This is a genomic window from Pseudomonas sp. Tof1 (assembly GCF_055390395.1).
Genome location: NZ_AP024344.1, coordinates 2316997 through 2341291, shown reverse-complemented (window position 1 = coordinate 2341291; position 24295 = coordinate 2316997). Strand labels below are relative to the sequence as shown.

At 60.5% G+C, this 24295-nt stretch carries 19 protein-coding genes and 3 pseudogenes; 11 read left to right on the top strand and 11 right to left on the bottom strand.

Annotation, left to right across the window (positions count from 1 at the left end; all coding sequences use genetic code 11):
• Positions 1–16: 16 nt before the first annotated feature.
• Positions 17–1267 (bottom strand): Zn-dependent hydrolase, encoded by a 1251-nt coding sequence (locus tag ACZ5KU_RS10810; RefSeq protein ID WP_054060822.1) that lies wholly within the window; start codon positions 1265–1267, stop codon positions 17–19.
• 167 nt (positions 1268–1434) lie between these two features.
• Here ACZ5KU_RS10810 and ACZ5KU_RS10805 point away from each other — a divergent pair, with 167 nt between their 5' ends.
• From ACZ5KU_RS10805 to ACZ5KU_RS10790, 4 genes and pseudogenes are all read left to right on the top strand, one after another.
• Positions 1435–1902 (top strand): Lrp/AsnC family transcriptional regulator, encoded by a 468-nt coding sequence (locus ACZ5KU_RS10805; protein WP_054060823.1) that lies wholly within the window; start codon positions 1435–1437, stop codon positions 1900–1902.
• Between the two features lie 119 nt (positions 1903–2021).
• Positions 2022–2561, top strand: a complete 540-nt coding sequence (locus ACZ5KU_RS10800; RefSeq protein WP_464737399.1) for an antibiotic biosynthesis monooxygenase — start codon at positions 2022–2024, stop codon at positions 2559–2561.
• A 156-nt stretch (positions 2562–2717) separates the two neighbouring features.
• A pseudogene (locus ACZ5KU_RS10795) lies at positions 2718–3613 on the top strand (VOC family protein).
• Positions 3614–3630: 17 nt separating this feature from the next.
• Positions 3631–5037, top strand: coding sequence for an alginate export family protein (locus tag ACZ5KU_RS10790; protein ID WP_054060826.1), 1407 nt, complete (start codon positions 3631–3633; stop codon positions 5035–5037).
• A gap of 691 nt (positions 5038–5728) precedes the next feature.
• Here ACZ5KU_RS10790 and ACZ5KU_RS10785 read toward each other — a convergent pair.
• The 5 genes and pseudogenes from ACZ5KU_RS10785 to ACZ5KU_RS10765 form a co-directional block, all read right to left on the bottom strand.
• Complete coding sequence (locus ACZ5KU_RS10785; RefSeq protein WP_464737128.1) at positions 5729–6919, bottom strand: hypothetical protein; 1191 nt, start codon at positions 6917–6919, stop codon at positions 5729–5731.
• A gap of 272 nt (positions 6920–7191) precedes the next feature.
• On the bottom strand, positions 7192–8472 hold the full coding sequence (locus ACZ5KU_RS10780; protein ID WP_464737127.1) for an MFS transporter: 1281 nt from the start codon (positions 8470–8472) through the stop codon (positions 7192–7194).
• Between the two features lie 45 nt (positions 8473–8517).
• The gene (locus ACZ5KU_RS10775) at positions 8518–9657 is read right to left on the bottom strand and encodes a mandelate racemase/muconate lactonizing enzyme family protein (protein WP_054064197.1); all 1140 of its coding nucleotides are present in this window, start codon (positions 9655–9657) and stop codon (positions 8518–8520) included.
• Positions 9658–9757: 100 nt separating this feature from the next.
• On the bottom strand, positions 9758–10795 hold the full coding sequence (locus ACZ5KU_RS10770; protein ID WP_464737126.1) for an alpha/beta fold hydrolase: 1038 nt from the start codon (positions 10793–10795) through the stop codon (positions 9758–9760).
• Between the two features lie 92 nt (positions 10796–10887).
• Positions 10888–11601: pseudogene (locus ACZ5KU_RS10765) on the bottom strand (NAD(P)-dependent oxidoreductase); the annotation flags it as partial.
• Between the two features lie 135 nt (positions 11602–11736).
• Between ACZ5KU_RS10765 and ACZ5KU_RS10760 the strand changes: the two are divergent.
• Positions 11737–12588: a LysR family transcriptional regulator gene (locus ACZ5KU_RS10760; protein ID WP_054064196.1), complete on the top strand. Its 852-nt coding sequence runs from the start codon at positions 11737–11739 to the stop codon at positions 12586–12588.
• Positions 12589–12663: 75 nt separating this feature from the next.
• Here ACZ5KU_RS10760 and ACZ5KU_RS10755 read toward each other — a convergent pair whose 3' ends face one another.
• From ACZ5KU_RS10755 to ACZ5KU_RS10745, 3 genes are read right to left on the bottom strand one after another with little or no spacing between them, the layout of a single operon-like run.
• Positions 12664–13722 carry an NAD(P)H-dependent flavin oxidoreductase gene (locus tag ACZ5KU_RS10755; RefSeq protein WP_419736517.1) on the bottom strand — a complete coding sequence of 353 codons (1059 nt, stop codon included), beginning with the start codon at positions 13720–13722 and terminating at the stop codon, positions 12664–12666.
• 45 nt (positions 13723–13767) lie between these two features.
• Complete coding sequence (locus tag ACZ5KU_RS10750) at positions 13768–14937, bottom strand: YbfB/YjiJ family MFS transporter (protein ID WP_464737125.1); 1170 nt, start codon at positions 14935–14937, stop codon at positions 13768–13770.
• Between the two features lie 14 nt (positions 14938–14951).
• Entirely contained in the window at positions 14952–15809 is an 858-nt protein-coding gene (locus tag ACZ5KU_RS10745; protein ID WP_464737124.1) for a LysR family transcriptional regulator, read from the bottom strand.
• Positions 15810–16048: 239 nt separating this feature from the next.
• On the opposite strand from ACZ5KU_RS10745, the gene ACZ5KU_RS10740 reads away from it, so the two are divergent.
• From ACZ5KU_RS10740 to ACZ5KU_RS10730, 3 genes are all read left to right on the top strand, one after another.
• Positions 16049–16312: a CopG family ribbon-helix-helix protein gene (locus ACZ5KU_RS10740; protein WP_464737398.1), complete on the top strand. Its 264-nt coding sequence runs from the start codon at positions 16049–16051 to the stop codon at positions 16310–16312.
• Between the two features lie 34 nt (positions 16313–16346).
• Positions 16347–16517 (top strand): hypothetical protein, encoded by a 171-nt coding sequence (locus tag ACZ5KU_RS10735; protein ID WP_239688124.1) that lies wholly within the window; start codon positions 16347–16349, stop codon positions 16515–16517.
• A gap of 296 nt (positions 16518–16813) precedes the next feature.
• The gene (locus ACZ5KU_RS10730; RefSeq protein WP_464737123.1) at positions 16814–17977 is read left to right on the top strand and encodes a hypothetical protein; all 1164 of its coding nucleotides are present in this window, start codon (positions 16814–16816) and stop codon (positions 17975–17977) included.
• Here the strand turns inward: ACZ5KU_RS10730 and ACZ5KU_RS10725 are convergent.
• Positions 17966–18267, bottom strand: a pseudogene (locus tag ACZ5KU_RS10725) (transposase family protein); the annotation flags it as partial. The gene ACZ5KU_RS10730 and the pseudogene ACZ5KU_RS10725 overlap by 12 nt on opposite strands.
• A gap of 947 nt (positions 18268–19214) precedes the next feature.
• On the opposite strand from ACZ5KU_RS10725, the gene ACZ5KU_RS10720 reads away from it, so the two are divergent.
• Both ACZ5KU_RS10720 and ACZ5KU_RS10715 read left to right on the top strand, forming a co-directional pair.
• Positions 19215–21500 carry an AAA family ATPase gene (locus ACZ5KU_RS10720; protein WP_464737122.1) on the top strand — a complete coding sequence of 762 codons (2286 nt, stop codon included), beginning with the start codon at positions 19215–19217 and terminating at the stop codon, positions 21498–21500.
• A 131-nt stretch (positions 21501–21631) separates the two neighbouring features.
• The gene (locus ACZ5KU_RS10715) at positions 21632–21970 is read left to right on the top strand and encodes a hypothetical protein (RefSeq protein ID WP_464737121.1); all 339 of its coding nucleotides are present in this window, start codon (positions 21632–21634) and stop codon (positions 21968–21970) included.
• 80 nt (positions 21971–22050) lie between these two features.
• Here the strand turns inward: ACZ5KU_RS10715 and ACZ5KU_RS10710 are convergent, their stop codons facing one another.
• Entirely contained in the window at positions 22051–22323 is a 273-nt protein-coding gene (locus ACZ5KU_RS10710) for a DUF3077 domain-containing protein (RefSeq protein ID WP_464737120.1), read from the bottom strand.
• Positions 22324–23104: 781 nt separating this feature from the next.
• Between ACZ5KU_RS10710 and ACZ5KU_RS10705 the strand changes: the two genes are divergently transcribed.
• Positions 23105–24292, top strand: coding sequence for an MFS transporter (locus tag ACZ5KU_RS10705; RefSeq protein WP_273820663.1), 1188 nt, complete (start codon positions 23105–23107; stop codon positions 24290–24292).
• The last annotated feature ends 3 nt before the right edge of the window (positions 24293–24295 follow it).

Genomic DNA, 24295 nt, shown 5'->3' with positions numbered 1-24295 from the left:
GCGTGACCGGGTGAAATCAGGCAGCGCCAAGGCGGCGACGGACGACGTCGAGCAGCACCTGGGCGCCCTGGATCAGTTGTTCGTCGTCGGTGTGCTCGCGCGGGTTGTGGCTGATGCCGCCACGGCTGGGGACGAAGATCATCGCCGCCGGCGCGATGCGCGCGATCATCTGCGCATCGTGGCCGGCACCGGAAGTCATGCGCCGATGGCTGAAGCCGAAGCGTTTGGCGCTGGCCTCGATCTCGTCGGCCAGCTCGGCGTTGAAGACCACCGGCTCGAACCGCACCAGGCGCTCGGTGGTGATGCTGACCCCTTCGCGTTCGGCAATCTGTTCGAGGCAGCGGCTCAGGCGCTGTTCGGCACGGACCAGGCGGGCTTCGTCGGGGTCGCGCAGGTCGACGGTGAAGGTCGCCCGGCGCGGGATGACGTTGATCACATCGGGCTCGAATTTCATGCAGCCGACCGTGGCCAGGGTCGAGCCGGCCTCCACGGCGATGTTGCGCAGCTCGGCGACGATAGAGCAGGCGACGAACCCGGCATCATGGCGCAGACGGGTTGGCGTGGTGCCGGCATGGTTGGCGTTGCCCCGGACCTCGACCTGCTGCCAGGAAATGCCCTGCAGGTTCTCGACCACGCCGATCAGGGTGTTCTCGGCTTCGAGGATCGGCCCCTGCTCGATGTGCAACTCGAGGTACTCATGGGGCACGATGGCACCCGGCTCCAGCGAACCGGCATAACCGATGCGCTGCAACTCGTCGCCCAGGCGCGTGCCATCGGTGCCGATGCTGTCCAGTGCTTCTTCCACCGAAAGGCCGCCGGCATGCACCAGCGAGCCCAGCATGTCCGGCTGGTAGCGCACGCCCTCTTCATTGGTGAAGGCGCCGACGCTGATCGAGCGCTGCGGCAGCAGGCCGGCCTCGCGAAAGGCGCGGATCACCGCCAGGCCGGCCAGCACGCCATAGCAGCCATCCAGGGCACCGGCGTTGGTCACGGTGTCGATATGCGAGCCCATCATCAGCGGGCGCTGATCGCCGCTGTCCTGGGCCGAACGCAGGGTGCCGAAGATATTGCCGATGCGATCGACCTGAACCTCCAGGTCGAGCTCACGCATCCAGCCGACCAACAGATCGCGGCCGGCCTTTTCCGCGTCGGTCAGGGCGATCCGGGTGCGCCCGCCCTGCTCGGCATCGACGCCGACCTGGCCCAGTTCCCGGATCTGCCGCAGCAGCCGCCGGCCATCGAGTTGCAGGGGTGTACTCGCCTTCATCCGCCATATCCTCCGGGGCCGCGCGCGTCGGTGCGCCGCCCCCTGTTATCGATCATGGGAGAATCTTATTCGTTGCCGGCGTACGAAAAGCTTGATTTTCAGGTGATGAATGCAATTTTATTGCGCCACCACGGCACCACTCGCCGTTTGCCTACGGAGCGCTCCCCATGGACCTCGATCACTTCGACCTGGCCCTGCTCGATGCGGTGCAACGCGATGCAGGCACCTCGCAACTGGACCTCGGCGCCCAGGTCAACCTGTCCAGCGCCGCCGTCAACCGGCGCCTGAAGAAACTCTGCGCACAGGGGGTGATCCAGGGCACGGTGGCCCAGGTCGATGCACGGGCGCTGGGTTACCCACTCACGGTCATTACCGAGGTGGAGGTGGAGAACGAGCGTCTGGATCTGCTCGACGACATGAAGAAGACCTTCCTCGCCTGCCCGCAGGTGCAGCAGTGCTACTACGTCGCCGGCGAGTGCGACTTCGTGCTGATCATGCTGGTGCGGGACATGGAGCAGTACACCCAACTGACCCGGCAGCTGTTCTTCGAGAGCAACAACGTCAAGCGCTTCAAGACGCTGGTGGCGATGAGCAACGTCAAGACCGGGCTGTTCGTGCCGACGCTGAGCGAGTGACCGCCGGATCGGGGAAAACAGCACAGGAGTCCAATCACGGATAGTTCTCACTCTCTATCCTGCGCTCATGTTTTCCCTGTGCGAGATTGCCTGATGCCGACCCAGACCACCCCCATGACATCGTGACACTCGTGGTCCGGCACCGCGTGCGTGCGCAGTACCTCACCGAGTACGAGGCCTGGCTCAAGACCTCGGTCCGCGCGGCCATGTCCCAGGACGGCCACCTGGGCGTCAACGTCATCCGCCCCGGCGAAGCCGACAACACCTTCACCACCATCGTCCGCTTCATCGACTCCGCCCGCCTGCAGGCCTGGATCAACTCGCAACTGCGCGAGCAACTGATCCGCGAAGTCGCGCCGCTGCTGGAAGAGGAAGACCGCCCGGAAATCGAGACCCAGGCCGAGTTCTGGTTCACCCCCAACCACGCCGATTCCAAACAGCCGCCCAAGTGGAAACAGGCGCTGCTCAGCTACGGGGTGATCGCACCGCTGTCCATGGTCATTCCGCAGCTGTGGGGCCCGGTGTTCCAGGCCAATCCCGTGCTGGGCGGGATCGTGCCCAGCAACCTGATCATCACCGCCTGCATCGTCGGCCTGGTCACCTACCTGATCATGCCCAAGGTGACCCGCTGGCTGGCGCCGTGGCTGGCCGCCAAATAAGCGATCCCCCTCGACGGACGGAGCGCTGCGCGCTCCGTCCCCGTCCCGAACTACCGCAACCCGATAGCCCTGACTCTCAAGCCATCCGAAACGTCGTGGCGCCCGCTACCCGATGAGGGCGCCCTTACTGTTCACCTCCAATTGAAAGGGTATTCAATGAAACATTCATTCAAGCCGCTCTCCCTGGCCCTGGCGCTGGGCCTCACCGCCTCGCTCCCGGCCCACGCCGCCACCTCCGCCAGCGTGGCCGTCGCGCCGCAATACGACACCAGCCACGTGTATGTCGCCCCGGGCGACGTCGATGCCTTCGTCAAGAGTTTCCTCGCCACCTTCGGCGGCAAGAGCACCCGCAGGTGGTGGTCAACGTGCTGCCGGTGCCGAGCAGCACCACCTCGCAGTTGCTGCAGACGCCGGTCGGCACCGTGTCGCTGTTCGGTTTCACCACGCCGGTGCCGTACCCGTTCGGCGCCGAGCGTAACGGCTACCTGGTCAAGGACCTCGACGTCGCCCTGGCCGAAGCCAAGAAGCATGGCGCCGACGTCATCGTCCACGACTTCCCCGATCCGATCGGCCGCGATGCCGTGGTGCAATGGCCGGGCGGCGTGAACATGCAGCTCTACTGGCACACCAAGACCCCGGACTACGCGCCGTTCCAGACCGTGCCGGAGAACCGCGTGTACCTCTCCGAGCAGCGCGCCGACGCCTTCATCAAGGGCTTCGTCGGTTTCTCCCACGGCAAGGTCGTGGCCGATGAAAAACGCCTGGACGGCGCCGTGGTCGGCGAGCCGGGCAAGCCGATCCGCCGGGTCAGGCTGGAGTCCGACTTCGGCAAGATGGTGGTATTCGTCACCGACGGCCACCTGCCCTACCCGTACGGTCGGGAAACCACCGGTTACGAGGTGAGCGACCTGGCCGCGACCCTGGCCAAGGCCGAAAGCTCGGGCGCCCATCTGGTGGTCGAACCCAAGGCCGAGCCGGGCCGCCAGTCGGCCATCGTCGAGTTCCCGGGCGGCTACGTCGCCGAGATCCACCAGCCCGTCGCGGCCAAGTGATTGAAGAGAGGTGAACCATGAGCCGACGCCCTTCGCATAGTCGTTATGCCTGGGCTCTGGCCGTGCTGTGGCCGCTGGGAGTTTCCAGCGGCCACGCCGCCGAACCCGCCGAACGCCCGGTGCTGAAAACCAACCGCTGGCAGGAAGACTGGTCGGTGCTGCAGAACCCGGCCCTCAAGACCGCGCCGCTGGACGATCTCAAGTACATCCCCTTGTCCGCGGACAATCCGGACAGTTACCTGTCGTTCGGCGCCACCCTGCGCGAGCGTTTCGAACTCAACGATGCCGCCGGTTTCGGCATTGGCGGGCGCTCGCGCGACTCCTGGCTGATCCAGCGCCTGCAGGCGCATGCGGATCTGCACCTGAACGAACACTGGCGCGTGTTCACCCAACTGGAAGACGCCCGTGCCTTCGGCAAGGAGGCCATCGGCGGCGCCGACCAGAACCACCTCGACCTGCGCCTGGCGTTCGCCGAGTACGTCGACCAGACGGCCGACCACACCTTCAAGGCGCGGGTCGGCCGCCAGGATTTCGCCTTCGACCTGCAGCGTTTCATTTCCTCGCGCGACGGCCCGAACGTGCGCCAGTCGTTCGATGCGGTATGGGGCGACTGGGAGACCGAGAACTGGCGTTTCATCGGCCTGGCCAGCCACCCGGTGCAGTACCTGGACGGCCGCCACTTCGACGACAAGTCCAACGCGGACGTGGCCTTCCACATGCTGCGGGTCGAACGGCTGATCGGCGGCAAGAACGAGCTGTCGGCCTACTACGGCCTCTATGAAGAACGCGACGCGCGCTACCTTGATGCCCAGGGCGACGAGCACCGCAACATTTTCGACGTGCGCCTGGGTGGCGCTTCGGGCCCTTACGACTGGGATGTGGAAGCGATGGTCCAGAGCGGCTCAGTCGGCTCCAAGGACATCCGTGCCTGGGGTGGCGGCAGCCGCCTGGGCTACACCTGGCAATCGACCCCGTGGAAGCCGCGCCTGGGCCTGCAACTGGATGCGGCCTCGGGTGACCGGCACCCCGGCGACGGCACGCTGAACACCTTCAACCCGCTGTTCCCCAACGGCTACTACTTCTCCCTGGCGGGCTACACCGGCTACAGCAACCTGATCCACGTCAAGCCGTCGATCACCGTCAAGCCGGTCACCGACCTGTCGGTCCAGGCGGCGGTCGGCCTGCTGTGGCGCCAGACCACCGAGGATGCCGTCTACACCCAGCCCAACCTGCCGGTGGCCGGCACCGCCGGACAGGGTGGACGCTGGACCGGTTACTACGACCAGCTACGGCTGGACTACGCGTTCAACCGCAATCTGAGTGGGGCCATCGAGGCAGTGCATTACGAAGTCGGCCAGGCACTGCGCGATGCCGGTGGGGATGACAGCAACTACCTGGGGGTCGAGCTGAAGTTCATGTGGTAGACCGGGCATGCTCGGGTATCCGCAAGTCTTCTGGTGAAGCCGGGGGCCTCTTCGCGGGCAAGCCCTGCTCCTACAGGTCTGCGTCGCACACAGAAGCTGCATACGACACACGTCCCCAGGAGCAGGGCTTGTCGGAACGCCGCACCGCCACACCACCGCGAAGCTTTTGCTTTTGCTTTTGCTTTGGCTTTGGCTTTTGATCTACCCGCCCCGTTCCCAGCGGGCTGAGTGGAGGTTCTGTTTCGAGAGTCGCCCGGCAGGGATGCCGGGCGAGCCGTGTTGGGCCATGGATGGCCCGTCACGGCGTGCTCTCGAAACAGAACCGGAGCGAAGGAACCCTCGCGCAGCGAGGGCCAATGGAGGGGCAAGCGTTTTTGGTTACTTTTGCCGCGACTGGCAAAAGTGACTCGCCCGTAAGGGGCGAAACCAATACATCAGCCACACGCGCAACCGGATATACACACCATCCCCCCGACAAAAAACGGCGCACTCGTGGTGCACCGTCACTGAAATAGGCCAGTCATCTTTCGCGGGGACGCCGTCTATACCTAGCCAAACCTGATGGTGGCCGGCACAGCCACGACGGGAATGGGGATGACAGCACTACCTTGGTGTTGAACTGAGGCTCATGTAATCGGCTGCTCCTAAAGGTGCCTAAACCGCATCATCAGGTTGATATTTCAGTGGAGTATCAAACCTGGTTTTCCACTTCACGAGCTCTATAGGAAACATGCCAGGCATTGTTTAGAGACTGATAGCCATTTCTCAACAACTGCTGTTGCTCTTCCTGCCCCTCCAACTCCGAGAAGAGTTCATTGATTGAGGAGCGAGTGTCATTGACCATCGAGTTAAAGAAAGCATATTCACTCAGCTTGCCAACCTCTTGCTTCGAACCAAACAGCTGATCCAGAGGACTGCAAATCCTATCAAGCGCAGCACCGCGTAAAATGGGCAGCATTTGCAGGATTTCACGGTAGAACTGCTCCAACTCGACAAGCCCCGGCGCCTCTTTGCGCACACGAAAGGAATTCTGCGCAAAACGGTAATCCAGCGTTTCAGCAATCATTGCGCGCCGCAGGACCAGATCATTGAGGACTCCGTAGAAGGGTTCCACCTCCTTGTTTCCCGAATAGAACAGGATCGAGTTCACCGTCACTACGATGACCTCCAGCGACTCCTTCAACGCATAGAGATTGATGCCGAGATTCACACCTCCCAGCGAAATATCCCCATCCACCGCATCAGGCAGATAAGCAACGTGCAGTTGCTGGCGAATCCGCCACATCATGTCGATGATTGAGAACCCCTGCCCATCCTGCAAAGGCCTGGCACGCAGCAAGTCCCTGAGTTCAAGCAGATTGTCGTGCAACTGACCCAATCCGGCTGCCTGCCCCTGTTCCGGCGACAGATCGACGTCATAGCTGCAATGAGTGGGGCAGTTTCGAGGAAAGATCCACTGGTACAAGGCATCCTTGTTGGTGAAGCGCACGGTGTGGTTGAAGGTGGCTTCGAGGCTTTCCAACCGGTCGAAAAACACCTCGCGGTGCTTGAGGTACTGCTCGAAGGTCTGCGCCTCAAGCTGCCGGGAAATCACCTTGTCATGCTTGTCCTGAGCCTCCTGCCGTTGAGTCTCCTGCGCCCGCTGGCTCTCTTCGTTCCTGCGCTGCTGGATCAGCAGAAAAACCAGGGTGCCGAACGTTGTCACCGAGCCCAGCAAGGTGAATGCACCGGATAACACCGAACCGAAATTGCCCCAGTCGGCCGCTGACGAAGAAATCGCTCCCAGGTTCATGCCATAGGCCACCAGCACCCCCACGGTCACGGCCACACCCACGGCCACCGAGCCAACCATGAAGTAGGTAATCCACTTGTAATCCTTCAACGACATCTCCTTGTTGGGTGACATGAGCCCGCGGCAGATCGCAACGGCGCGCAAGCATAACGTGCTTCGGTACGGACAGGCACAGCAACCAGCACCCAAAAAAAACGGCGCACTCGTGGTGCACCGTCACTGCAATCAGCCAGTCATCTATCGTGGGAGGCCGACAAGGCGCTTGTGACGCCCCGCCGGATACGCCAGGCCGAACGGTGATCACCACCCGGCCCACGCATGCTTGCCCCGGGCGACTCTACGGTCGCCCAGGCGTATTCAGATCAATGTTGCCCCGCCAGTTGCCCCACCCCGGCGTCACGGCCCTTCACGGCGACCACAACCACAAGGCCGCCCACGGCGCAAACGAGCGCCGCCACACCAAAGGCCCCGCTGTAGCCGCCACCGTACTGCACCAGCAGCCCGGTCAACGACGGCGCGATGATGCCCGCGATGTTCGCCAGCAGGTGCACGAAGCCACCGGTACCACCGACGCGATTGCTCGGCACGATGTCCTGGATCAGCGCCCAGCAGATCTGCGGGGTGACGAACAGGAACACACTGGACACGGTGATGCAGGCCACCGCCATGTGCAGCGAAGTCACACGGGTGGTCAGCAGCACGCAAGCCGCCGCCACCCCCAGCCCCACCACCAGCATGATCTTGCGGGCACGAATGACGCTGCCGAGCTTCTTGCTCAAGACGTCAGTCAACACGCCACCGCCGAGGAAACCCACCGCCGCCCCCAGCCAGGGAATGACGCTGACGATACTCATGCTCTTGATGTCCAGGTGCTGATAGTCCATCAGGTAGCTGGGCAACCAGGTCAGGAAGAAATACAGCACATAGTTGAAGCAGAAGAACGCGGTGGCCACCGCCAGTACCGGTGCCGAGAAGATGCACGAGACCAGGCTGCGCTGCTCCTGCACACCTTCGACGGCGGAAGTGGCGCGGCTGCTGCGAATCAGCTCGCGCTCGGCTGCTGACACCTTCGGATGCTGGTCCGGCGTGTCCTTGAAGAACATCAGCCAGGCCGCCAGCCAGACCATGCCCAGCAGGGCAATCACCACGAACGAAATGCGCCAGCCGAAGTTCAGCGCCACGATCCCGACAATCGGACCGGCCAGCGCCGCCCCCAGCGGCTGGCCGCAGTTGGTCAGGCCCAGCGCGCGTCCCGCCTCTTCCCGTGGGAACCAGTTGGAAATCGCCTTGTTGGTCGTGGTGCCCATCGGCCCCTCGCCCATGCCGAACAGCACCCGGAACACCAGCAACTGGAAGTAGCCGGTGATCAGCGCAGTGGCGCCACAGAACGCCGACCAGGTGCCGGCCGCCAGCGCAAAAACCCGCTTGGGCCCGAACCGGTCAGCCGCCCAGCCGCCGATGAAGCAGAAGGCACAGTAGCCGATGAAGAAACTGCTGAAGATGAAGCCCATCTGGGCGTCGTCAATGTGCAACTCGGTCTTGAGCAGCGGCGCGACCACCGACAGCGCGGCTCGGTCCAGGTAGTTGAGGATGCCGGCGAAAAACAGCAGCCCGGCGATCTTCCAGCGGTAATTGCCCATCATGGTTGTAGTGCCTTTTATAGTTATTCGGACAGGTGATGCGGTGGCTCAGTCGATGACGGCCCTATCGATGCAGTAGGTTTCCAGTACCTCGAGGTCAGGTTTGAAGCCCAAGCCCGGGGTGGTGCCCAGGCGCAGACGCGGTTGGAACGCCAAGGCAGGGAACAACAGGCGTTCGAACTCGATGAAGGGCACTTCCACCGCCACCTCTTCCGGCAGCAGCGTGCACAGGTGGGCCACCGCCAGCAGTCCGGGCCCGTAGTAGAAACAATGCGGCACGGCTTTCACGCCGTATTGCTGGGCCAGCTCGAAGACCTCGAGCATGGCGCCGATGCCACCGATCTTGGCGACACTCGGCTGCACCACATCGATCGCATCCTGGTCGAGCAAGGCGCGCACGCCGTTGACGCCGGCGGCGTTCTCGCCCGCCGACAGCGGCACGCCCCTGGCGCGCACGGTCGCCAGGCCACGGGCATCATCGGGCGGCCACACCGGCTCTTCCAGCCAGGTCAGATCCAGCTCGCGCAGGCGGTCAGCCATGGCCCCGGCCTCCTCCACCGTCCACGGGCAATTGACGTCGACCATCAGCTCGCCCTCCGCAGCCGGCAGCGCCTCACGGGCGGCCGCGATGGAGGCGTAGGTGGTCTCGTGCAGCTTGATCTTGCGAAAGCCCAGGTCGCGGGCGCGACGGACCTGGCGAAAGACTTCCTCAGGGTCGCCCCCGTAGCTGACCAGGCTGGCGTACAGCTCCAGCTCGCGGGGCGTGCCGCCCAGGTAGTCGTAGAGCGGCTTTCCGGCGGCCTGGGCGGCCAGGTCCCAGAGGGCGATATCGATACCCGAGAGGGCGTAGAAGATCGGGCCGGTGCTGCCGAAACCATGCAGGGCACGGCGGGCCTTCTCCATCTGCGCCCGGTGGTCGGCCACCGCACTGCCGATGAACTGCGGGGCGACCACATCGGTCAGCGCCTTGAAAGTGGCAGGGTTCGAGCCGTGGCCGAAGGCTTCGCCCCAGCCTACCCGGCCATCGTCGGTGGTGACCTTGATCGCCAGGCATTCCATGCGCCGATGGCGGGGCGAGGCGGCATTGAAGGCATCGTCATCCTTGGCCTGGCCCTGGGACTGGCGTTCGACCGTCCCGGCGCTGAAGGGAATGCTCAGGCGGATGATCTCGATACGGCGGACTTTCACAAACACACGCTCCGGTAGCACTTATTGGGGGATTTATTGGCTCGGCTTTGAGGTACGTTATCGTACAACACAAGCAAGAGCCAGTCCCGAGTGCGGCATTCTAACGCACCTGCCCCATTCTCCCGCCCACCAGAACCTCATCGAGCCATCGCGACACTACCTTGAAAATGTCGTCGCAATTGCGCTCGTAGATCAGGCCGTGGCCGTTGCCATGGATGCCCAGTGCGGGCAGATCCAGATGATCGACCCGCGCGCCGGCGGTACGCAGGAACGGCACGATGCTGCTGGCGAAAGAGGCGAACACCGACGTTTCGCCAGTCAGCAGCGCCACCGGCAGCCCCTCGAATGCCGGGACCCGCAACGTCGCCGGGTCGGCTGCACGCACCTCGTCAGCCGTCGCCCGGGGCGGGTCGAAGGTGATCGGCGCCGCGGTCAGCCCCCAGTCCAGGGCGCCGATACCTGGCGTTTCGCCAAACACCGGGCCCATCGGCTCGACCGTGACGATGGCCGCCACCCGTTCCGGCCGTCGATCCGCCAGCAACCAGCCATCAGGGCCCGAGGCGGAATGGGTGACGATAATGGCCTTGCCGATGCGGTCCAGCAGTTGCGCCAGGCGATCCGCGTCGAGGGTCTGTGACGCCGCCAGGTCCGCCGGCATGGGGCCGTAGGCGGCGATGAAGGCATCGAAGGCGGCTTCGTCATCGGCCGCGAACGGCCACTGGGTTTCCTGCCCGCCCTCGGGAAAGTACACCTCCCGGGCCCGCTCGTAGGAAAACGCCGGGCCCATCGGCCCCATGATCTGCGAATGATAGGGCGAGCGCCCATGGCCCGGCCGGTCGACGCAGAACACCACATGGCCGGCCTCGACGAAACGCTGGGCCCAACCCGGGCGCCCATCAGGGGTATCGAGCCATTCGGTGCCCTGCAATGTACCGCCGTGCACCAGCACCACCGGGTATGGCTGGGTGATGTGCTCGGGTGCTTCCCAGGCAACGAACATCGGGCCCTTCTGGAAGTGCCTGCCCGCCTGAGCCACCCGCGGCCCGGTGACCCAGAAATGCCCACGCCGTGAAGTGGTGGGCGCGGCGCTGTACCAGGGGGCCCGGCGCGGATCGGCGGCGCCGGGTTGCAGGGGCACACTGGCGAAGGCTGACCAGTCCCGATCGCCCAGCCCCCGGCCATGGCCGCCGACATCCTCGAACGCACGACGCTCGCCGCCGGTAACGACAGGCCCTGGTCGGCAGCGGCCGCCAACGCCAGATTGACATCCTTGAGGCCCAGGGCCAGCTTGAAACCCGGCTCGTACTGCTCGTGGACGATGTTCTGCCCGTAGCGTTGATAGCTGGGGCAGGCAAACAGCGTCTGGGTCATGAGTTCGATGAAGGCAGCGGCCTCCAGCCCATGGCAACGGGCCAACGCGCTGGCTTCGGCCAGGGACTCGATGGCCTGGGTGATCATCAGGTTGCCGGCGATTTTCGCGATACAGGCCTGCACCGGCTGTTCGCCGAGCCTCCAGGTTTTCTTCCCGAGCACATCGAACAGCGGCTGTACCCGTGCGATCGCCGCCTCGGCCCCTGCCGCCAGGATGTTCAACTCCCCCCTGGCCGCCACGGCCGGCACGCCGAACACCGGCGCGGCCACCAGCGCCAGGCCCAACTCGGCATGGCGGGCCTGCAAGCGCTCCACGAGCCGAGGCGACAGGGTCGACATCAGCACATGCGTGCAGCGTCCATCGGCCGCCTCCAATACCCCGGCGGCCAGCAGCACGTCCTCCACCGCCCGGTCATCTGCCAGCAGGCTGATCACCACGTCCACCTGGAACGCCGCCGCTGGCGAAGCCAATTCCACCACCCCTTCCAGCCCCTCCAGGGTCTGGGGGCTGCGGTTCCAGGCCGCCACCCGATGCCCCGCCCGAACCAGCCGCGGGATGATCGCCCGCCCCATGCTGCCCACGCCAATAAAGCCAATGTTCATCGCAGTGCTCTCGATTAGGTGCCTGGGCCTATTGTGCGAAGCGCGGGGTTGCGACGGGACTGCCATTGCTGCATCTTCGCCGTTCATTTTTGTACGAGGTGCGCCGTGGACTGGAACGACTTGCGCGTTTTTCTGGCGATTGCCCGCAGCGGCTCGCTGGGCGCGGCCGCCCGGCAACTGGGCGTCAGCCACCCGACCGTCGGCCGGCGCCTGCAGGTGCTGGAGCAGGCCAACGGCCAGGTGTTCTTCCGCCGTACCGGCCAGGGGCTGGTGCTGACCGCCGCCGGTGAGAGCATCCTGCACCTGGCCGAAGAGATGGAGCGCAGCGCCCTGGCCATCGAGCGACGCATCGCCGGCGACAGCGACCAGCCCGAAGGCCTGCTGCGGATCTCCTGCGCGGACTGGTTCGCCGGCTATGTCCTGGCGCCGGTCCTGGCCGAGCTGCAACAGCGCTACCCGCTGATCGTCGCCGAAGTGATCGCCGGCCACCGCCTGTTCGACCTGGCCCGGCGGGACGCCGACCTGGCCTTTCGGATCGTGCCATTCACCGAACCCGACATCGTGCAACGGCGCCTGACGACCCTGCGCTACGGGCTCTACAGCGCCCACCTGCCCGCTCCCACTGCCGCGCAGGGCGAGCAGCCCGGCCTGATCCTGATGAACACCGCGCAGGCGCATTACCCCGACGTGCTCTGGCTACAGAGCCGCTATCCCAGGGCGAAAACCGTCTTCACCAGCAGCAGCCGCACCGTGCAGGCACGGATGTGCGCCATGGGGCTGGGCCTGGCGGTGCTGCCGCGGGCGCTCGGCGACCAGTCGCCGTTGCTCAGGCGCCTGGATATCGACGAAGAGCCGCCCACCCGCGATATCTGGATGGGCTACCACCGGGACATGCGCCAGATGGACCGACTGCGTGCTCTCGCCGACCTGGCCGTGGAGCGGCTCGGCGACGACTGACACGGCCGCTGATAGGCCATCGCGTACCACACCGCCGGTGTTCGCGGCGCCGTTGCAAAAGCCCCCAGCCGTGCTTCAGGGCTGGAGCGCCGCCAGTTCGGCCATGAGCACCTGGACCAGCGCGGCAGCGGGCAGCTCCCGGGCCAGCGGTGCCGCCTGCCCCGCCCATTGCGCCGCGAAGTCGTGACAGCCTTTCGCGGTGGCGGCGGCGTTCAGTTGCTTGTTCGCATCATAGGCATAGGGATAGGCGGCCACCGCCACCTCCCGTCCTTCCAACAGGGTGAAATTGCGGTTGACCAGTCCCCTGGCCGGCCGCCCGGAAATCACGTGGGTGACTTCGGTACGCTCGGCCGCGCTGCCCTTCAAGGCAGCACGGTAGGCCGCATTGGCCGACGACTCCGGGCAAAGAATGAAGGCCGTGCCCAATTGGACGGCCGACGCGCCCAAGGTCAATGCGGCACGGATACCGGCCCCGTCCATGATCCCGCCAGCGGCGATCACCGGCAGCGTGCTGCGGGCCACCAGCAGCCTCGTCAGCGCCAGGGTGCCCATCTTCGTATCCTCGCCGGGGTCGAAGAGGCCGCGATGACCGCCGGCCTCATAACCCTGCGCCACCAGCGCATCGACGCCCGCCTGCTCGGCCAGCCTCGCTTCGGCCAGGCTGGTCACCGAGCAGAGCAGCGTCGCGCCGATGCCCTTCAATGCCGCGATAGTGGCCTGGGGCGGCAGCCCGAAATGAAAGCTGACCACGGCCGGCTTCTCTTCCAGCAGCATCTGCAACATCGGCGCATCGTCCAGGAACGAGCGATAGATCTCGCGCAGCGCCGTGGGTGGCTCGGCGCCAAACTCACGAAACAGCGGGCCCATGACCTGCAACCAGCCCGTGTCCCTGGCCGGGTCGGGCAACGCGGGCTGGTGACAGAACACATTGACGTTGAACGGCTTGTCCGTGAGCGCCGCCGTCTCGCGGATCGCCTGACGCGCCTGCTCGACACTGGAGGCGCCGATTCCCAGGGAGCCCAGCCCTCCGGCATTGGACACCGCCGCCGCCAACTGCGGCGTCGAGACACCGGCCATGGGCGCCTGGATGAGGGGAAGGTGCACATTCAGCAAGGACAGCAGCGTATTCGACATGGCATCACCTGAATGACTGGATGAAAATAACCTACATGACTCGCCTCACTCGCGCGTAACCGGGCCGACGGTCAAGGCCGCCGCCAGCCAGAGCGCCAGGGTCGCGGTCCACAGGGAGGGGTTGAAGGAATGGGTCCGCGCATAGAGGGCGCCAGCGATCAGCGGTCCGAGGATCTGGCCGATGCCGTGCGCGGCGGTCATCACCGCCATGATGTTCATCCGGAAGTCGGCCGAGACCCGCTTGGCCGCCGGCATCGCGATGGTCACCGTGCCCATGAACGTCGCCCCCACCACCAGGGCACTGGCGATATAGGCCGCGGGCGTCTGGGTGATGGCCGGAAGCAGCACACCGATGCCCTGCAACGACAGGTTGCCGCGCAACGCCGCGCGCGTCCCGAAACGCCCGTGAGCCCGATGCCAGAGGTAACAGGACGGCGCCGCGCCGAGCCCGAACACCGCCCACAGGTGCACCGGGTTGACCGAACCCAATGCATCCTTGACCAGCAACGGCAGGTAGGTCGCGGTGATGATGTAGCCGAGCCCCGACAGGCCATAGAGGCCGATCAGGCGCCAGGCGGCCAGGGGCAGGTGATCGAGTCGCAACGTCGCTGCCTGCGTCGGTCGCGACGCCAGCGGTCGCCCGTCGAGCAGGAGCGCCCCGCCGCCGCCCAGGATCAGCGACGCGACCGCGAGCACGCCCCACAACTGGTAGGCATCGAGGGCAAACCGCTCGCCGACCGCCAGCAGCTCGGCGGACAAGGCAATCCCGACGCCCACCCCCGCATACAGAATCGGCGCGCCCTCCGGATGAGCCCGGTGCTGCAACAGCCAGAGCGAGGCGGCAATCATCGACAAGGCACTGAACACCCCCGCCGCGCCTCGGATCAGGATGATTGCCCAGGGACTGGAAACCCCACCCAGCAACCCTAGCGATATCACCGTCGCCACCACCGACACCAGTCCCCAGTGACGGGCACTCGGCGCCTGCAGCCGGGCCGCCAGCAAGGCGCCGATCAGGTAGCCCAGGTAATTGGCCGAGGCGGCGAGCGTGCCATCACTGACCGAAAGCACGCCCTCCCCGACCATGACCGGATACACGCCGGTAAAGGCAAAACGACCGAAGCCCATGCCCACCGCGATCACCGCGGCGGCAGCCAGGGCGGAGGTGAAAGGGCGATTCAGCGAAGCAGACGTGTCGAGCGGCGAAGCGAGCATGGCGCCCCCTTTATCTACGAGGCCAGGGCGAGATCCGTGAAGGCGCCGATAGCGGCCGTCCGGCTGCCCTTGCGGTACACCAGCCAGGTCGCCACGTTGGCGATCGGCCGGGTGGTGACCGCCGGCGACGGCGGCTGCAGGGCCAGCAGGCTGGTCGGCGCGATGCACAGGCTCTGCCCGGCCACCACGCAGGCGAACATGGCGTGATAGGAGGCCACTTCATGGGTCATGGACACGGCCAGCTCGCCCTGCTCGGCCAGCCACTGCTGACCGACACGACGATAGGTGCAGCCTGCGGCGAAGGCCGCCAGCGTCAACGGCGCCTTGCCGTGCCCCACCGGCATGACGGCCACCAACTGTTCCTCGAAGACCGGCACACCGGCCAAACCGCGATGGGCCAGATCCTCCTCGATGGGGGTGCCCTCCTCAACCGTCAGCGCCACCAGGGCGCAATCGACCAGGCCATCACCGAGCAAGTCCAGCAGCGCCTGACTGGTACCGGTCCTCACCGCCAGACGTACATTCGGCCAGCGTTGCTGGAAGGCTGTCAGCACCCCGGGCAAGCGAGCGGCCGCCGTGCTCTCCATGCTGCCGATGCGCAACGTGCCTTGCGGCTGCGCGGGATGCAGCACCTGCACCGCCTCCTCCGCCAACGCCAGCAGGCGCTGGCTGTAGTCCAGGAACAGCTTGCCCTGGTCGGTCAACGACAAGCGCCGGCCTTCGCGAACGAACAGGTCGACGCCCAGTTGCTGCTCCAGTGCCTGGATACGGGTGGTGACGTTCGATTGCGCACGGCCCAGGACGAGGGCGGCCTTGGTCACGCTCAGTTCGGCGGCCACGGTCTGGAAGATTTCGAGGGAGGTTAGGTCCATTTTAATTCTCTAAAAGAGATTATTAAAAACACTATATTCTCAAATAAAGATTAAATGAAGTGCCAATCGTCTACCAGCCCGGCCCTTCGCCTGGAGTGCCCCGCTCGCCCATTGCCTGGACCTGCGCCTTGATGCTCCTGGCTGGACGATCGCTTGGCGCATCGGGTTTGGTTGAAAGTGCAGCCTCCAAAGGCCTACATTTTCCGTTCACGCATGCGTTTTCAGAGGAGGACATCACCATGGCACCGCCCGTACTGTCATTCCGCGTGGAGGATGGGTTGGTTGAGAAGCTTGAGCGTTTGGTTCAAGCAACGGACCGGGATCGCCAATACCACCTGAAGCGTGCTCTGGACCGTTACCTTGAGCCCGAATGCTGGCACATGGACGCCATTGCCGAGGGCATCGCTGACGCGGATGCGGGCAACCTCACTGATCTGAAGGTCATCAAAGCCAAATGGGTGAACCGCGCCAAATATTGTGTTGGCGGACATAGCGGGCAGTGACTTTGAAGCCAGTCATAAATGCTGCGAAACGCGCATGGGTGTGGCGTCGGCCGATGCAGTCATCACCGAGATGATCGAGGCGCTGGAATGCCTGGAAACGTTCACTGGTTTGGGCAGGCCCTCCCAGACGCCAGATGTCAGGGAACTGATCTTCGCTCGCTATCCTTTCATCGCGCCTTGCCGGTTGCGCTATGGCGAGGTGTAAGCGCTTTGCATTCTGAGCAAGAGGACAGAGCGGGCTGAGGAGTGTTGAATCAGATCCGATCTGCGCTGCGTCCACAAAGTAGGAGCATTCATTTCCGAGTCTGGCTCGGCAGACAAATACGTCCCCTTTTCGCTCTCCATACGCTTATTAGTCGCCGACTTCCAGCCTCTGCCAGTGAGAAGATAGGGAAATCTCGTAATCAAGTAGCGGTGCTGATTTTTCTTACGAGCATGTAGTAGCATCCAGAATAGAAAATTTAATCGTAGCGCTGCTTTTTGGAAGGAAGCCATCAAGAAATGAAAGATTTTTTAAACAGCAAACGCAAAAAAATTTTACTTTACCTATTAATTATATTCATGTCACTAGGGATATTTATTCCCTTGGCAGTGCTGACCAAATACTATTTGAAGCTTGGAAATATTTCTGGAGACCCTCAAGACTGGTCAGCTTTCGGATCTGTACTATCAGGCTCATTCACTCTCCTTGCTGCTATTTCAACAACCGCAACCTTCTTGTTTTTGATATGGCAAAAGAAGGAATCCGACGAAGTGGTCGCAAAACAGATTACCGCCATGCAGTTTGAGCAATACATTAAGCATAGAGCGATATTCATGGAAACCTTAGATGAGCTGGAAACAAAATACGACAAGGACTTTATATTCAGAGAGCGCAATGAACTGTATCGCCTCTTATTCCCAGAGAATGGTGCATTCCACATATCCTATAAAGGATCCAGCTTCTGTGAATTTTTAGTAGAGAAACTTCAGGATGTATGGAACACACAAAATAAGCTTATCTATAGCGTAGATGTTTATCATGCAGAGGAATTCTGCTGGACTCTGCGGCGGCTGCATGAGCGACTGGGAATTAACTGGGAGAGGATGGATCGGGAAGGTGACATCAGTGTATTCGAGACACATATCGATGACAGGGGGAAAAAGAAGGCTGGTTTAAACTTACTCAACATAGCGAACGACTTGGAGCGCACTGACTACATAGTGAGAACCTTACTGGAGTTTTCGGCACAAGAAGAACTATATATAACGATGCGTCGCCACCTCACCGACCTGACCGTTCTTTTCGAGAATCTCTACAATTCAGCATTGGAGCGCGACCAAACCGGAGTGAGCTTTTATTCGGAAACTGATAATGGACTGAGCGCGCTTTATGAACTTTACCAGTACTCCAAGCTCACCATGCATAGAAACGAAAGGATATTCGATCCGATTTATAGCCGTCTCCATGAGGTCATACACAAAGGTAGAGGCGATAAAATTTTTTCGTCTACTGAGACTCTGAGAAATTTTTCTGAGTCATGCAGAAGTCTTGTGATCGACATACAAAAGGATCTTGCAAAAAAAACCGAATCAAGAATAGACATCACAGTGGACGGACTGAATTTTTTAGAAATATACAAAAAAATCAACGACCTAGGCACTGTAAGAAAATTAATGTCGTAAACACCGTCGCCAGCAAGCGAGTGTGGCCATCGTTACAAAGATTTCGGCCAACCTGCAGTAGTGAGCATCCCTGCCGGTGGTGCTCCTTTAATCTGCTGAATAATCGCTCGATAGCGTTGCGCTGTCGGTATTTGGGCCCGTCACACAGACGCGATAAGCCCGGCTTGGGTTTGCGTTTCATGTCACGTAGTGGAATCTCGATAGCCGTCGTAATAGTGCCGTAAGGACTTCGTGCCATAGCCCCTATCGGCCAGGAACCAGCGGCATCGCTTACGTGGTCGGCCTCGTGAGCCGAAAACGAAAACCGGGACTGAAAGCCGCAGAAAACTCGGACACCTATCAGTCGGTCTCGAGTCAAGGTCAAAAGCCACCAATGGAAAAGCGGGACGTATCAAAATAAATCCGTCCCCTTTCCGGTCCTCAACTCCCGCTCAACGAACGAAAAGCTCCACCAGGCGTTTCTCGAAGGCATAAGAGACGATCCGCGAATGTCCGAACTGGTCGGCCGGCTCGGTATTGCGTTGTCCTGATTTCATCGCAGCGACTCACCCTGCCACGCTCCAGACGCGTGGCAGGCTGCCGTCGCCGAGAAGCGAAAAAGGTAGAAAATAAATACGTCCCATTTTTCGCACATTTTTCGCATACACCTAGCCGCTCGACTTAGAGAAAAGGCTTCCTTCCACCTCTTCCGTTGGATGTAGCTGTCACTGGCTTTTCCAGTTTCGCAGACTACGCTTGCTGAGGACCGCAAGGCAGCCATCATTACGCCATCTCGCTGCGGTTTTCTACAGTCCCCACACAAGGAGCAGGAAGGTGCCGTCATTCATTATTAATAAGAATCAGCAGCAAAACGGGGACCATGAGGTCCATAACACGACAACTGGGTGCAGCTTCATGCCTCACGTTACAAACCAAATTCCGTTGGGGGTCTATGCGGGCTGTGCCGATGCTGTACGTGCAGCAAAGCAAAAATGGGCCGATTCGAGGATTAATGGGTGTTATTACTGCTGCAATCCTTGCCACACGAGTTGACGCTCCCTTGGGAAGAGACCTAGCCAACCTATAAAGAGTATTGACCTCACGCGGAGGGCAGAAACAGAAAAAGCAGAAACGGAACCAGATTTGAAAAGGAGTCAGATTTAGATTTGAAAAGGAGTCAGATTTAATTTCGATCTACTGACTCGTGAAAAATAAACCCGCCCCTTTTCACTTTGGACCTAACTGAAAGGAAACAATCGTGCTTGAAAGAATTGAATGGATTCGTGGTATTGGCCTGCTACACGACGTTAATGGGAGAGCGCTCAGGTTTTCCAAAACGCAGTTGATCTACGCTGACAACGGGCGAGGAAAGTCGACGTTGGCCAGTATCCTTCGCTCAGTCGCAGAGGGGGATTCCAGTGCGCTCATAGATAGGAAAACTGTCGATGGCACGATTCCTCCTGATGCATGCCTGGCCTTTGGGAGCGGCCACAAAGTCACTTTAACTAAGGGGAAGTGGTCAGAGGCACGCCCTGAGCTGCTCGTCTTCGACGCCGAATTCATCGAAAAAAATGTTCACTCTGGAGGTGTTGTTTCGCCTGGCCAACGCAAGAACCTTCTTCAATTCGCGTTGGGTGCATCCGCCGTACAAGCGAGAGTCAGCGAAGAAAAAGCCACCAAAGAGTCATCTGACGCTAACGCAGAAGTTTCCCGCTTGACAGCTCAGCTCGCTGGCTTCCATCAGGGGTTATCACTTCCGATGTTCCAGAAGCTAACACCGATGACTGAGGAAGAGGCGTATCCACAACTGAATGCCCTTAGAAAGCGCCTCCTTGTTACCCAGAGTATAGATGCGGTGCTTAAACGAGCGCTCCCAGAGGAGATTCAAGAACCATCTTTCGATCTTGATGCTCTGTTTAAAATCCTCAATCTTTCACTGGCGGATGTGGAGGAAAACGCGGAACACAAGGTATCCGCTCATATTGCACATCAGAACAACCCTTCAATCGAGCGATGGATAAGTGAAGGCCAAACGTTCGATGACGGGTCGGCGTGCCCCTATTGCAGTCAGCCGACCACGGGGGTCGAATTGGTGAGGGCTTATCGGACTCACTTCAACAAGGAGTATCAACAGCTCAAATCGAGTGTGTCAATGCTTGAGCGAGGAGTCCAAGCGAGAACTGCAGACACTGTGATCGAGAAAATAGCAACTGGGGTGGCAAACGCCTGTACAGCCATCGCGCTATGGTTAGCAGAGGTAAAAATAGACAACCCTGTTTTTTCTATCGAACAAGCCAAAATAGACATACAATCCCTTCGAGAAACCTTAACCAACCTGGTTAGTTTAAAATTAAATAGACCACTGGAGTCAATTGGAAGCATCGATGAAAAATTAGGCGCCCACAAGCAGTGGAATACAGTACTTGAACACATCAGAAAGGCAAACTCTAAAATCTTGCTGGCACAAACTTCAATTATTGAGTTTCGCGAGAGCTTAATCTCTGAAAATCCGGATCTTATTAATCAAGAAATAACAAATTTAGAGTTAAGAATTTCAAGGAACAAGCAGAATGTCGCCGAATTGCTAACAGCTCTTGCTGGTGCGAAGAAAAAATCCCAGGAAGCCGAAACCAACAAGAAGTTGGCGCGCGCGACTTTAAACGAACAAATGGCGTCAACCTTGGTAACCTTTAATACTACAATCAACAAGATTTTGAGCAGATTTGGCGCTTCCTTCAGCATCGAAAAAATGGATGCCAATTTCCGAGGTGGGTTGCGAAGTGAATATGGCATTTCACTTCGTGGACGATCTATCACACTGGATGGTACGCCTAAATTTGCGACGGCGTTGAGCGAAGGGGACAAGCGTACATTGGCGTTTGCCTTTTACATCGCCACGGTGACGTCGGATCCGGAATTGGAGAAAAAGATTATAGTCATTGATGATCCCATGTGCAGCCTAGACGCGAACCGCAAGTCTCAGACTAAAGAGATACTCCGAATCATAAGCACCCGCGCCGAACAGCTTATCATTATGGCCCATGATCCATTCTTTGTGCGAGACCTTAAGGAAGCCTTAGCCGTGCAGGGTTCTCCCGCGTTGGAAGTGTTCCAGCTACAGCATGCAGCGGACGGATATAGCCAGTTGGTAAAATTCAACGTAGAGCAGGAGTGCGAGTCAACCTTCTATAGGCATCACAGGCTTCTAATGGAGTTTTGCTCTGGTACTGCGCATGACAGCAGACCGGTGGCCAAAGCAATCCGCCCTTTCTTAGAAGGATATCTGCACCGAAGGTTTCCTGGCTTGGTACCTAAGGACCTAATGTTCGGACAAATTCTCTCTCACATTGGAACGGTTTCACCTTCAAATCCGTTAGCTTATGCCGCCCCCCTTGTAGAAGAATTGAGGGATCTCAATAGTTATGCGGGCCAGTTCCACCACGATACTAATCCCGGCGTTTGCGAGACTATTCCGATAACGACATCAGAACTCATCACCTATAGCCAACGCGCGCTAAATGTGGTTTATCGTGGAGCGGTGTAGTATTTTAGAGTTCGAGAAACCGGGACCGAGAAACCGGGACAGATTTATTTCCCTCTCTGTCTTGCTGGCATGATTCGCTGAGGCAAGCTATTTATTGTTGGCACGGCACGGAGCCGAAGAGGATTTGAGTCATGAACGGAATTGGACTACTGAAGGCGCATCACCGCGCATACCGAAGGGCTCTGGAGATCCACCACAAGTGGGCAGATGGTGATATCGACACACTGCTCAGGAAAGCCAGCGATCTTTCTGAACTCATTAAACCACTTGCTGATGAGGCCGGACCTGATTGGGGGAGAAGTAAGCATCTCCAGCGCCACCTGAAATGTGTCGTTCGTTTTCTGAAAGACAACGACAAGGATTCGGCCCACTCCGACATCAATGACTTGATTTATGCGGATCTTCCAGGGTTATGTGATGAGCTACTGAAAATTGCAGAAAAATCAATCAATTTTCAACTAAAAATATGAAAAAACTGTCTAGCCCTGAAATAGTTTATACCTATTTCAGGGCTCGACAGTTTTGGAAAATTAGATTTATCTCACTTTCCCTACACTACCACCCTCTCCAACATCCCCTGAGTCAAATCATCAATGATCGCCTTACCCATCTCACTCAAGTAATGCGCAGCCCAGGCATAGCGATCCCCATCGTTTTCCAGAGCGGCATCAAGAGCGAGCGCTTTGGCGCAATGGAGCAGGACAGAGGCATGTTCCATGGCTTCCAGCATAGGCACATCCGGGTTCACCCGAAATAACTCACGGCCCTGTGAGCCGCACTGGGAAAAAGTGGTGACACCGAGGGTTTTCAAGTGTTCGCTCATTGCACACCTCCCATGCCAGTCATGAGAAAGCTGTAGGGCTGAGAGGTATTGGAGATCGAGAGAAAAGCGGGATTGTTGCGTGTACTGAAAGCGTGCATGGATAAACGTCCCTATCAAATGAGGTCTGATTTCTCCTGTACACAATCGAGTTTCCAAGCCCGGTCGCTGAATTGGCAGCGACGGGAAAAGGTAACGCGCACCATCAGTCGCTGCAATGCAACTGGCCCGACGTATTTGAGTCGAGAGATTTCAACCATCGTAGGGACGCAATTGATAAACCAGGGAAACCTGCAAGTAAGTATCGTCAAGGAGAGAGCTACCGTTTCTGCACGGTTCTTGGTAGTTCGCTCGATAAATCCTGATTTCTGAGGAAATCGCCCAGTTTTTCTTAAGCACACCAAGAAAATCTTCAGAATCACTGGTTTCCTCAATTTTTTCTTAACCAGCCTGCCCTACCTAGCCGTTCATGAAGGCTCAATGCCCACCGACAACTAAATGGTCGCAAGATCTTCACATCGCTGAGCGTTCCGGCCAGTGCGGGGTACGCGGCCATTGCCGATCTGCGTCACAAAAGCAGACGCCGAGCGTCCTGAGGGGCATTCCCACGCGGAGCGTGGCAACGATCGGAGGGCGTGGGGTCTGCAACAAGCCGAATTGCCCCCTGCCCCGAATGCCTTCCGCAAACCACCTTCCATTGACCCACATCAATCCTCGACGCCCCCACCCACCATTGTCTAAGATCGGACCTTTAACGTTTCAGCGTATTTCAACAAGGATCCCGATGTCTGTTCATGAGGCGCCACCCGCCACCTACTCGAAAAGCACCGTCGCCAAGATGGAGGCGGCCATGGCGCTGGGAAGCTTTGCCATTGGTACCGGCGAATTCGCCATCATGGGGCTGATGCCGGACATCGCCCACAACCTGCAATTGACCGAGCCCCAGGTCGGCCACGCGATCAGCGCCTATGCCCTGGGCGTGATGGTCGGCGCGCCGACCCTGGCGATCCTAGGCGCCAAGCTGCTGCGCAAGCACATGCTGCTCCTGCTGATGGCGCTGTATGCGCTGGGTAACCTGGCGACCGCGTTCGCGCCGTCGTTCAGCAGCCTGGTGGCCTTCCGGTTCATCAGTGGCCTGCCCCATGGCGCCTACTTCGGTATCGCCGCGGTCATCGCGTCGAGCATGGTGGCGAGCAATCAGCGCGCCGGGGCCGTGGCCCGGGTGATGATGGGCCTCACCCTGGCGATGCTGCTGGGCAACCCGATTGCCACCTTCCTCGGACAGTTCTTCGGCTGGCGCTCGGCGTTCGTGCTGGTGGGGGCGATTGCGCTGTGCACCATCGCGCTGGTCTGGCGCTTCGTGCCGCAGCCGCACGACGAGCCCCGTAGCGATCCGCGCAAGGAACTCCAGGCCTTTCGCCTGCCACAGGTGTGGATGGCCCTGGGTATCGCGTCCATCGGTTTTGCCGGGATGTTCTGCGTGTTCAGTTACCTGGCGCCGACCATGCTGGAGGTGACCCAAGTCTCGCCGCAGTGGATTCCGTTCGGCCTGGCGGCCTTCGGGGTAGGCGGCATCATCGGCAATATCGCCGGCGGCAAGCTGTTCGACCGCCTGCAGTTCCGCGCCGTCGGGCTGGTGCTGGTGTGGTCGATCGGGGTGCTGCTGTTCTTCCCCTTCGCCGCCAGCTCGCTGTGGTCGCTTCTGCTGGGCATCGGCCTGGTCGGCACCATGGTCGCCCTGGCCGCGCCGCTGCAGATCCGCCTGATGGACATCGCCCACGAAGCGCCGAGCCTGGCCGCCGCCTCGAACCATGCCGCGTTCAACCTGGCCAACGCCCTGGGCCCATGGCTGGGCGGGATGGCGATCACCGCCGGCCTGGGCTGGACCAGCACCGGCTACATCGGCGCCGCCACGGCGCTGATCGGCCTGGGCCTCTACGGGGTGGCCCGGCGGATGAAGGGCGGGCACTGAGCC

Excerpts from the sequence above, each read along its gene's own strand:
- ACZ5KU_RS10810 (WP_054060822.1), bottom strand. The coding sequence starts at position 1,267 with ATGAAGGCGAGTACACCCCTGCAACTCGATGGCCGGCGGCTGCTGCGG.
- ACZ5KU_RS10805 (WP_054060823.1), top strand. The coding sequence starts at position 1,435 with ATGGACCTCGATCACTTCGACCTGGCCCTGCTCGATGCGGTGCAACGC.
- ACZ5KU_RS10790 (WP_054060826.1), top strand. The coding sequence starts at position 3,631 with ATGAGCCGACGCCCTTCGCATAGTCGTTATGCCTGGGCTCTGGCCGTG.
- ACZ5KU_RS10780 (WP_464737127.1), bottom strand. The coding sequence starts at position 8,472 with ATGATGGGCAATTACCGCTGGAAGATCGCCGGGCTGCTGTTTTTCGCC.
- ACZ5KU_RS10755 (WP_419736517.1), bottom strand. The coding sequence starts at position 13,722 with ATGTCGAATACGCTGCTGTCCTTGCTGAATGTGCACCTTCCCCTCATC.
- ACZ5KU_RS10750 (WP_464737125.1), bottom strand. The coding sequence starts at position 14,937 with ATGCTCGCTTCGCCGCTCGACACGTCTGCTTCGCTGAATCGCCCTTTC.
- ACZ5KU_RS10745 (WP_464737124.1), bottom strand. The coding sequence starts at position 15,809 with ATGGACCTAACCTCCCTCGAAATCTTCCAGACCGTGGCCGCCGAACTG.
- ACZ5KU_RS10740 (WP_464737398.1), top strand. The coding sequence starts at position 16,049 with ATGGCACCGCCCGTACTGTCATTCCGCGTGGAGGATGGGTTGGTTGAG.
- ACZ5KU_RS10735 (WP_239688124.1), top strand. The coding sequence starts at position 16,347 with ATGGGTGTGGCGTCGGCCGATGCAGTCATCACCGAGATGATCGAGGCG.
- ACZ5KU_RS10730 (WP_464737123.1), top strand. The coding sequence starts at position 16,814 with ATGAAAGATTTTTTAAACAGCAAACGCAAAAAAATTTTACTTTACCTA.
- ACZ5KU_RS10715 (WP_464737121.1), top strand. The coding sequence starts at position 21,632 with ATGAACGGAATTGGACTACTGAAGGCGCATCACCGCGCATACCGAAGG.
- ACZ5KU_RS10710 (WP_464737120.1), bottom strand. The coding sequence starts at position 22,323 with ATGAGCGAACACTTGAAAACCCTCGGTGTCACCACTTTTTCCCAGTGC.
- ACZ5KU_RS10705 (WP_273820663.1), top strand. The coding sequence starts at position 23,105 with ATGTCTGTTCATGAGGCGCCACCCGCCACCTACTCGAAAAGCACCGTC.